The 10000-nt window shown below is 47.9% G+C and carries 10 protein-coding genes; 7 read left to right on the top strand and 3 right to left on the bottom strand.

Annotation, left to right across the window (positions count from 1 at the left end; translation table 11 throughout):
• From LDL40_RS07380 to sucD, 4 genes are all read left to right on the top strand, one after another.
• Positions 1–1950, top strand: a 1950-nt coding sequence (locus LDL40_RS07380; protein ID WP_300994590.1) for a 2-oxoglutarate dehydrogenase E1 component, incomplete at its 5' end; no start/stop codon positions are given.
• Positions 1951–2065: 115 nt separating this feature from the next.
• A complete protein-coding gene (gene odhB, locus LDL40_RS07375; protein WP_300994589.1) occupies positions 2066–3250 on the top strand; it encodes a 2-oxoglutarate dehydrogenase complex dihydrolipoyllysine-residue succinyltransferase in 1185 nt (394 codons plus the stop codon).
• Between the two features lie 146 nt (positions 3251–3396).
• Positions 3397–4566 carry an ADP-forming succinate--CoA ligase subunit beta gene (gene sucC, locus LDL40_RS07370; RefSeq protein ID WP_300994588.1) on the top strand — a complete coding sequence of 390 codons (1170 nt, stop codon included), beginning with the start codon at positions 3397–3399 and terminating at the stop codon, positions 4564–4566.
• A 10-nt stretch (positions 4567–4576) separates the two neighbouring features.
• Entirely contained in the window at positions 4577–5449 is an 873-nt protein-coding gene (gene sucD / locus LDL40_RS07365; protein WP_046518783.1) for a succinate--CoA ligase subunit alpha, read from the top strand.
• Between the two features lie 87 nt (positions 5450–5536).
• Here the strand turns inward: sucD and LDL40_RS07360 are convergent, their stop codons facing one another.
• Both LDL40_RS07360 and LDL40_RS07355 read right to left on the bottom strand, forming a co-directional pair.
• Positions 5537–6643: an SGNH/GDSL hydrolase family protein gene (locus LDL40_RS07360; protein WP_300994587.1), complete on the bottom strand. Its 1107-nt coding sequence runs from the start codon at positions 6641–6643 to the stop codon at positions 5537–5539.
• 327 nt (positions 6644–6970) lie between these two features.
• Positions 6971–7912 carry a DMT family transporter gene (locus LDL40_RS07355; RefSeq protein ID WP_300994586.1) on the bottom strand — a complete coding sequence of 314 codons (942 nt, stop codon included), beginning with the start codon at positions 7910–7912 and terminating at the stop codon, positions 6971–6973.
• 89 nt (positions 7913–8001) lie between these two features.
• Between LDL40_RS07355 and LDL40_RS07350 the strand changes: the two genes are divergently transcribed.
• The 3 genes from LDL40_RS07350 to LDL40_RS07340 are packed head-to-tail and all read left to right on the top strand — an operon-like array spanning position 8002 to position 9716.
• Positions 8002–8901: a LysR family transcriptional regulator gene (locus tag LDL40_RS07350; protein WP_300994585.1), complete on the top strand. Its 900-nt coding sequence runs from the start codon at positions 8002–8004 to the stop codon at positions 8899–8901.
• 36 nt (positions 8902–8937) lie between these two features.
• Positions 8938–9336 (top strand): fosfomycin resistance glutathione transferase, encoded by a 399-nt coding sequence (gene fos, locus LDL40_RS07345; RefSeq protein ID WP_300994584.1) that lies wholly within the window; start codon positions 8938–8940, stop codon positions 9334–9336.
• Between the two features lie 29 nt (positions 9337–9365).
• Positions 9366–9716, top strand: a complete 351-nt coding sequence (locus LDL40_RS07340; protein ID WP_300994583.1) for a DUF2200 domain-containing protein — start codon at positions 9366–9368, stop codon at positions 9714–9716.
• A gap of 6 nt (positions 9717–9722) precedes the next feature.
• On the opposite strand, the gene LDL40_RS07335 is transcribed toward LDL40_RS07340, so the two are convergent.
• On the bottom strand, positions 9723–10000 hold a 278-nt coding region (locus LDL40_RS07335; protein ID WP_300994582.1), incomplete at its 5' end, for a helix-turn-helix transcriptional regulator.

The following is a 10000-nucleotide window of genomic DNA, read 5'->3' as shown; positions in this document are numbered from 1 at the left end:
GGTAAATACGAAGTGGTTGGCGCTGGTGACGTGAAATACCATATGGGTTTCTCGTCTGATTTCGAAACCAAAGGCGGCAATGTTCACTTAGCGCTGGCGTTTAACCCGTCTCACTTAGAAATTGTGAACCCAGTGGTTATGGGCTCAGTACGTGCCCGTTTAGACCGCCGTGGCAGCACAGATGGTACTTTAGCTCTGCCTATCACCATTCATGGTGACTCTGCTTTCGCAGGTCAGGGCGTTGTGGCTGAAACTTTTAACATCTCTCAGACCCGTGCATTCAAAGTGGGTGGTTCTATCCGTCTGGTGATCAACAACCAGGTCGGTTTCACTACCTCTAACCCTGAAGACACCCGTTCTACACCATACTGTACTGACATTGCGAAAATGGTGCAGGCACCAATTTTCCACGTCAATGGTGATGATCCGGAAGCTGTGATTTTTGTGGCGCAGTTGGCTGTAGATTACCGCAACACCTTCAAACGTGATGTGGTGATTGACTTAGTTTGTTACCGTCGTAACGGTCACAACGAAGCGGACGAGCCAAATGCAACTCAGCCGCTGATGTACCAGAAAATCAAAAAACACCCAACACCGCGTGAGTTATACGCTCAGAAGCTGATTGCTGAAGGTGTGGTGACTGCGGAACAAGTGCAGCAGATGATTGACGGCTACCGTGACGCTTTAGATAAAGGCGATTGCGTGGTGGAAGAGTGGCGTCCAATGACTGAAGTTGCAGTCGACTGGACTCCATACTTAGGCCACGACTGGACTGCAGCTTACGATGCCAGCATGTCTGTGGCTGATTTGGTTGCATTAGGCGAAAAAGCCATTGTAGTGCCAGAAACCCATGCATTGCAGCGTCAGGTCGGTAAAGTCTACGAAGACCGCGCTTTAATGCTCAAAGGCGAGAAGAAAATTGACTGGGGTTTCGCAGAAATTCTGGCCTACGCTTCTATCGTCGGTGCAGGTAACCGCATTCGTATTGTTGGTCAGGATTCTGGCCGTGGTACTTTCTTCCACCGCCATGCTGTATTGCACAATCAGAACGATGCGACGACCTATACACCGCTGGAACATATCAGCGACTCTCAAGGTCCTTTCCAGGTGTACGACTCAGCCTTGTCTGAAGAAGCGGTCTTAGCCTTCGAATACGGTTATGCCACAGCTGAACCTCGTGCTTTAGTAATTTGGGAAGGCCAGTTTGGTGACTTCGCCAACGGCGCTCAGGTCGTGATTGACCAGTTCTTAAGCTCAGGCGAGCAAAAGTGGGGCCGTTTATGTGGTTTGACTTTATTATTACCTCACGGTTATGAAGGACAGGGCCCGGAGCACTCCTCAGCCCGTTTAGAGCGTTTCCTGCAACTTTGTGCTGATCACAATATGCAGGTTGTTGTGCCTACTACGCCGGCTCAGGTCTATGCCATGATCCGTCGTCAGATGGTGCGCCCAATGCGTCGTCCTCTGATTGTGATGTCGCCGAAGTCTTTATTACGTCACCCGTTAGCGACTTCTTCCTTAGAAGAAATCGCCTCTGGTGTATTCCAGAACGCCATCGCTGAAATTGACCCAATCAAACCAGCAGATGTGAAACGTGTGGTGATGTGTAGCGGTAAAGTCTACTACGATCTGTTAGAAGAACGTCGTAAACGTAATATCACTGACATTGCAATAGTCCGTATTGAACAGTTGTATCCATTCCCGGCGGAAGAGATGGCGACTATCATGAAAGACTACCAGCATGTAAAAGATTTTGTCTGGTGTCAGGAAGAACCTCAAAACCAGGGCGCTTGGTACTGCAGTCAACACCATTTCTGGTCGTCAATACCAGCAACTGGAAAACTGACGTACGCTGGTCGTGAAGCTTCGTCTTCGCCTGCAGTAGGTTACTTATCTGTACACAACAAACAGCAACAGGCTTTAGTCAACGCAGCTTTAACTATTGCTTAAAAATTAAGGCGCAGCATCAGCTGCGCCCTTTTGTATTCCGTCAGTGCTGCCGCAAGGCGCTCTGACTTTAGTTTTAGTAACGAAACAAAACCCAATTTTTAAAAAAGGTGACAAAGTGGAAATTAAAGTCCCGGTACTACCAGAATCAGTTGCAGACGCAACAATCGCCACCTGGCATGTAAAAACAGGTGAAGCCGTTAGCCGTGATCAAGTCCTGGTGGACATTGAAACCGATAAAGTAGTGCTTGAAGTTGTAGCGCAAGCCGATGGTGTGATGGGCGAAATCGTCCACGCTGAAGGCGCTACTGTAAATGCAGAACAAGTGATTGGTCATATGACTGCCGGTGGCGCTCCTGCTGCTGCGCCTGCTGCTAAAGCTGAAGCTGCTCCGGCCGCTGCTGCTCCTGCTGCAGAATCAGATGAAGTATTAACTCCATCTGTTCGTCGCCTGATTGCTGAAAAGGGCTTAGATGCTGCGAAGATCCAGGGTTCTGGTAAAAATGGCCGCGTCACCAAAGAAGACGTAGAAAAATTCCTGGCCGGTGCACCAGCTGCTCCAGCGAAGGCTGCTGTTGCTGCTCCAGCTCCGGTACAAGGTGATCGTTCACAAAAACGTGTGCCTATGACACGTTTACGGAAAACTATTGCGAACCGTCTGTTAGAAGCGAAAAACTCGACAGCCATGTTAACGACGTTCAACGAAGTGAACATGAAGCCAATCATGGACCTGCGTAAGCAGTACCAGGACGTGTTTGAAAAGCGTCACGGTATTCGTTTAGGTTTCATGTCTTTCTATGTGAAAGCTGTGACAGAAGCGCTGAAGCGTTTCCCTGAAGTGAACGCTGCTATCGATGGCGATGATATCGTGTACCACAACTTCTTTGACGTCAGCATCGCTGTGTCTACGCCTCGTGGTCTGGTGACCCCGGTTCTGCGTGACTGTGACAAAATGAACCTGGCTGAAATCGAAAAAGCTATCAAAGATTTAGCCATCAAAGGCCGTGACGGTAAACTGTCTATGGATGACCTGACTGGCGGTAACTTCACTATCACTAACGGTGGTGTGTTCGGTTCTCTGATGTCTACTCCAATCATCAACCCGCCACAATCCGCTATCCTGGGTATGCACAAAATTCAGGACCGCGTGATGGTGGTAGACGGTAAGATGGAAATTCTGCCAATGATGTACTTAGCCTTGTCATATGACCACCGTATCATCGATGGTAAAGAGTCAGTCGGCTTCCTGGTCACTATCAAAGAATTGCTGGAAGATCCAACCCGTATTCTGCTGGATATCTAATATCTGGAAAAAGTAACTAAAAATGCTGTTGTTTTCGGGCAACAGCATTTTTTATCAGACTGATTGGCACTATAATACGCGCCGATCTAAAGGTCAGGTCGCACCACCGGTGTGGCCTTCAATGTCAAAATGAACGGAAAATAGCCATGAATTTGCACGAGTATCAGGGTAAGCAACTGTTTGCCCAATATGGTTTGCCTGTATCGAAAGGCATCGCCGCAGCAACTGTTGAAGAAGCGGTAGAAGCTGCAGATAAAATCGGCGGCGACATGTTTGTTGTCAAGGCTCAGGTTCACGCTGGTGGTCGCGGTAAAGCGGGCGGTGTGAAGCTGGTGAAAAGCAAAGAAGATATCCGCGCTTTCGCTGAAAAATGGCTTGGAAAGAACCTGGTTACTTATCAGACAGACGAAAAAGGTCAGCCTGTAAGTCGTATCCTGGTTGAAACCTGTACTGACATCGCTAAAGAGTTGTATTTAGGTGCTGTAGTAGACCGTTCTTCACGTCGTATCGTGTTTATGGCGTCTACTGAAGGCGGCGTGGAAATCGAAACTGTTGCCCACGAAACTCCAGAAAAAATTCTGAAAGCTGCTATCGATCCACTGGTTGGCGCTCAGCCATTCCAGGGCCGTGAATTAGCCTTCAAATTAGGCCTGGAAGGCAAGCAAATTAACCAGTTCGTGAAAATTTTCATGGGTCTGGCTCAATTGTTCCAGGAAAAAGATTTAGCTCTGTTGGAAGTAAACCCTCTGGTTATTACTCCAGCTGGCGATCTGCACTGCTTAGACGCCAAGCTGGTGATCGACGGCAACGCTCTGTACCGTCACCCAGAATTAAAAGCTATGCAGGATCCTTCACAGGAAGATCCACGTGAAGCGCACGCTGCTTCATGGGAACTGAACTATGTAGCTTTAGGTGGCGACATCGGCTGTATGGTGAACGGTGCAGGTTTAGCTATGGGTACTATGGACATCGTGAAATTACACGGTGGCCAACCAGCGAACTTCCTGGACGTTGGCGGTGGCGCGACTAAAGAACGCGTTGTTGAAGCATTCAAAATTATCCTGTCTGATGACGCTGTGAAAGCCGTATTCATCAACATCTTCGGTGGTATCGTGCGTTGTGACATGATCGCTGAAGGTGTAATTGGCGCAGTGAAAGAAGTCGGCGTGAAAGTACCAGTAGTGGTTCGTCTGCAAGGTAACAACGCTGAACTGGGTGCTAAAGTGCTGGGTGAAAGCGGCCTGAACATTATCGCTGACACAGACCTGACAAGCGCTGCACAAAAAGTTGTAGCTGCTGCAGCGGCTAAGGCATAAGGGGTAATTCATGAGCGTTTTAATTAATAAAGATACCAAAGTAATTTGTCAGGGCTTCACTGGTGCTCAGGGTACTTTCCACTCTGAACAAGCCATTGCTTACGGCACTAAAATGGTTGGTGGTGTGACTCCGGGTAAAGGCGGTCAGACTCACTTAGGTTTACCAGTATTCAACACAGTAAAAGAAGCGGTAGAAGCCACTGGCGCAGAAGCATCAGTGATCTATGTACCAGCTGCTTTCTGTAAAGATTCTATCCTGGAAGCTGCTAACGGCGGTATCAAACTGATCGTTTGTATCACTGAAGGTATTCCAACTCTGGATATGCTGGATGCCAAAGTAAAATGTGACGAATTAGGCGTACGCTTAATCGGCCCTAACTGCCCAGGTGTGATCACTCCAGGCGAATGTAAAATTGGTATCATGCCAGGCCACATTCACTTACCAGGTAAAGTAGGTATTGTTTCACGTTCAGGTACTCTGACCTATGAAGCAGTAAAACAAACTACGGATTACGGTTTCGGCCAGTCTACTTGCGTAGGTATTGGTGGTGACCCAATCCCTGGTTCTAACTTCATCGACATCCTGAAATTATTCCAGGAAGACCCACAGACTGAAGCCATCGTGATGATCGGTGAAATCGGTGGTTCAGCTGAAGAAGAAGCTGCTGCTTACATCAAAAAACACGTGACTAAACCTGTTGTTTCTTACATCGCTGGTGTAACTGCACCTGCTGGTAAGCGCATGGGCCACGCTGGCGCCATCATCTCTGGTGGTAAAGGTACAGCTGACGAGAAGTTCGCTGCACTGGAAGACGCAGGCGTGAAAACCGTGAAAAGCTTAGCTGACATCGGTAAAGCACTGAAAGAGCTGACAGGCTGGTAATCCAACCTTTAGTAATTTCTGCTAAAAAACCCGTCCTAGTGACGGGTTTTTTATTTGGACAGTCTCAAATTCATTTTGTGATGAATTCTAATGCCACTGCATTTTTTGCCGGATAAAGGCGGTAAGTAACTCGGCATTGGCCTGATGTTGGGCTACACGAGGGTGTTTGCCATAGCCGGTAAAAGGGAAGAATACAGTGTCCAGCTGAGTATCACCCTGGTCCTGCAGGTTTTTTACCGCCTGGCGTACGTAGTTTGGCCATTGTTCTGTTTCTGTAGCATCCATGCTGCCTAAAGCGCAAATTATCTGAGCTTTGGGGTATTTGCTGCGAATAGTGCTAATAAATTGCTGGTAGGCGGCAATACGCTGCGCATCGGTTGGCATAGGCTGCAGCCGTTTTTCATTGTCGATCAGCCATTTGTCATTTTGCATTAAATTAATCAGCACCAGATGCGGCGTCCAGCTGCTGAAATCCCAGCTGCTGTTGTTATTGCCCACAGCGCTTAACTGGTCGTAAAACTGCGGCATTGTAAAATCAAGCCAGCTGATCATCACGCCTATGCCACTTTGCGAAATAGTATGAAGTTCGGCATTCAGCGCTCTGGCCGTTATGGCACCATAAGCGAGGTAGTTATTTTTTTCTGAGGCCAGATCGTCTTCAGCGTTATCTGCCGCTTCATTGCCCGCGCCGCTGCTGATCGAGTCGCCGTAGATCTCCATCCGGCGCTCTGGGCGTTTTGGCGGCGCCAGTAAACCAGCTTTATCGTCCAGCAGCAGGCCTTTAAACTGACTGGCGCCTTCGGCACCCTCAGTACGTTTGTAGATCTCAAGACTGTGAGGTCCTTCGGTCAGGCTACTACTAATCAGGTAGTTGTGTTCGCCTTGTTTGGCTTGCAGCACAAAAGGGTGGCTGTCCTTGCCATCAATAATGACATTAAAGAAATTTTTACCCGTAGAGTCGTCCAGCACCACAGCTAAGCTTTTACCGCTAAAGTTAGCTTTGATACTGCTGCCAGGCCAAGACAGAGAGGGCGATTTAGCGTTGCTAAAATCAATGCGGCCGGTATATAAAAACTGGCTATGGTCAGCGGTAATAAAAGAGCTGGCAGCCGCTGAGCAGCAAAGACTTAACAGCAAAAAAGCAATCAATAGGGGCTGCCCGAGGGACTTGGTACGCGAAATAATAGCATTCATAATCAAAAGCCTGTGTGGAGTGTGCCACGATGGTAGCAATAAAATTCGCACTTAAAAACTCCCTCAGCGGCGTTCCGGCAGCTATATCACTTGTTAGATGAGGAATATAAGGTCATTTTTGCGACTGCCTCTGTTGCTTCAAAGTAGGGGCCAGCAGATAGCGGCTTTATCTGTTGTTCGTTGTCAAAATACGAGGGCGCTGCGTAAAGTGCCCTCTGGTTTCTGCTCTGGACAGACTAAAGTTTCGGCTTGCTCCAACTGAGCTGGTTTATAGACTTGCCGTCCCTAATGCAGGGTAAAACTGAGGCGTCAGCAAAGAGTAACAAATTAACCCTGTGCTTCACAGCCTTGAGGCTCAGTGCGCTGGCGAATCATTTTCAGCAGTTGCGGTAACATCAGACCAAGCATCACAATCAGCATACCTGTCAGCTGAATAGCCGTGACTTCTTGCCCCATCATTACTGCGGTTAAGGCAGCGAACACCGGAATTAAATTAAAGAACAATGCAGCGGAAGCTGAGCCCAGCTTTTGCACACCATTTAAAAAAAACAAATAGCCAACTACAGTGCCAAATACACCTATGTAAAGCATAGCCAACAGCTCGTTCAGAGAAAGATTAAGCAGTTCGGTGATAGGGTGAATATCTCCTTGCAGGCTATTGGCGGCCAGAATAAAAGCGTCCCCGGAGAGCATGCTGATCAGGGTAAAAGGCAACACAGGTAACCAGTGGCTCATTTTTTGTGACGCTGTGGTGTAAGCCGACCACAACAGCATAGCCGTGATAATAGTGATATCGCCCTGATTAAATTCAAACTGCAACAGCGCCTGCCCGCTGCCTTTAGTGATCACCAGCAAGACACCGGCTAAACCTATGATCAAACTAAAAGCCTGAGCCCCGCTGATCCACTTGCGGGATATGGCGCAGACCATCAATAGTGTCACCAGTGGGCTTAGCGCCATCACCAAAGCACCATTGGTGGCTGTTGTATGTTTTACTCCGGTAAAGAGCAGCAAATTAAAACCGCCCACACCAACCAGGCTGATAGCAATAGCCCTGGTATATTGCGCCATAGTCAGTTTGGGCCAGCGTTCGGCTTTGAACAGTAAATACAGCACCAGACAAAATGCAGCAATGCTGAAGCGCCACACCACCAGTGAGTTTTGCGACATATGCTCCAGTACCACTTTTGACACTGGAAACACACTTCCCCAACAAAAGACGCTGATTAATAACAGAACAATAGTAATAAAAGTGGATTGCTGTTTCATAAAATTGATTTAGCTGGTGAACTTGCTTTACAGTTTATATATTTCATAAATAAAATAAATGATGACAATTAGCAGGTTAAATTCCAAAAATGAAACCTAATTACTCTCTTGATGATATGCGGCTGTTTTGGGTCGTGGCAGAGGCGGGCAGTTTTCGACAGGCTGCGACTGTGCTTGGTATTCCGCCTTCTACTTTAAGTCGTCGTATTAACGCTTTAGAACAAACTTTGGGTTTACGGCTGCTGCATCGTGACGCCCATCGTATTAATTTAACCGGCACCGGCCGCCAGTACTTTGAGCGTTGTGGGCCGCTTTTTAGCGAGCTGAATGATATTTCCGGTGAGCTGCATGCCGAAAAACACGAGCCCGCTGGTGTGCTCAGAATAGCTGCCCCTGTAAATACCATGTACCGCTGGCTGGCGGCTGCATTAAATCAATTTCAGTTACGTTATCCGAAAATTGATTTAGATATTCGTATGTCAAACTGGATGATAGATGTGGGTGAACATGCGATAGATTTAGCGATCCGGGTTGGCGAACCCAGGTTGCAGGGATGGATAGCCAGGCCTTTGACCCTGGTGCAATCTTTGCTTTGTGCCAGTAATAGGGCAACACAATGGCATCATATTCAGCATCCCTCAGAGCTAATCAATTACCCTCTGGTTGTCAGCAGCCCGATCAATGTGTGGCGCTTTATTCACCAGCAGGATCAGCAACAGATCGACTATAGTCCGCAGGGTAATATCCGGCTTTCAGTGGATGATATGAATATAGCGATGCAGGCCATTGAAGCTGGTGTAGGCATAGGCTATTTGCCACGCAGGGTAGTGCAGGAATATATTCAGCAAGGCCGGCTGGTTGCACTTGCCACAGACTGGCAAGGACCAAAACGCGACACCTATTTGTTATATCGCGATCGCGACAACCAGCCGCTGCGATTGCGTTTGCTGATTGAACATTTACTCGAAGTAGCACCAAAAGAATATTAAGCTGGTGGAGGAGTTTTAATAATTAAGGAAATGTTTGTGCTTCGAGGATTAAACCATCTCACCATAGCAGTCAGTAATCTGGAACAATCCTTACTGTTTTATAACGGGTTGCTTGGTATGCAAGCTCATGTGCGTTGGGATAAGGGCGCTTACCTTAGTCTGGGTGACTTATGGCTTTGCCTGTTCTGCGACGAGGTGTCACCAGCCAAAGATTATTCTCATATAGCTTTGGATATAGCTGAAGAGGATTTCCCTGCCTTTGCGGCAAAGTTACGGCAGGCTGGTGTGAAGGAATGGAAGCAAAACAAAAGTGAAGGGTATTCGCTGTATGTGTTGGACCCGGATGGCCATCAACTGGAAGTACACAGCGGTGATTTACAAAGCCGTCTGGATTCGTTAAAAGATCAGCCTTACTCTGGGCTGATATGGCTTTAATCGAGACTGTAATTACTGCTGGGCCAACCATGTCTGAACACCGCGTTTTTACCATGAAGTTTTCCTCTGTTTATCCACTTTATCTGCAAAAGGCTGAGCGCAAAGGCCGCACTCAAGCAGATGTGGATCAAATTATCAGTTGGCTGACAGGCTATAGTGCTACCGAGCTGCAGCAGCAATTGGAGCAGGGCGCTGATTTTAGGGGCTTTTTTGATAGTGCTCCTGCGATAAACCCCAAGGTTGTTTTGATTAAAGGCGTGGTCTGTGGTGTTCGGGTGGAAGAGGTCGCCGATCCTTTGATGCAAAAGATCCGTTACTTAGACAAGCTGATTGACGAGCTGGCTAAGGGGAAAAACATCGAAAAAATTCTGCGCCGATAACGGCAATTATTGTGTTTTTATCAGCCTGTTTTCCTTAGCGTAACTGCTGGGGGATTGGCCTGTATAACGGCTGAAGGCGGTACTGAATGCACTGGCTGACTGATAGCCGGTGCGGTCTGCCACTTCGGTTAGGCCCAAATTCTGCCGTTTTAATAAATCTTTGGCCAGCGCCATTCTCCAGCGCAACAGATATTCCATTGGCAATACACCCACGGTGCGGGCAAAACGCTGAAAAAAGGCTGTGCGTGATAAAGCCGATAGTTGTGCCATAGCGGCAACTGTCC

The organism is Rheinheimera sp. (assembly GCF_020217005.1).
GTDB lineage: Bacteria > Pseudomonadota > Gammaproteobacteria > Enterobacterales > Alteromonadaceae > Pararheinheimera.
This window is presented reverse-complemented; position numbering and strand designations above follow the sequence as displayed.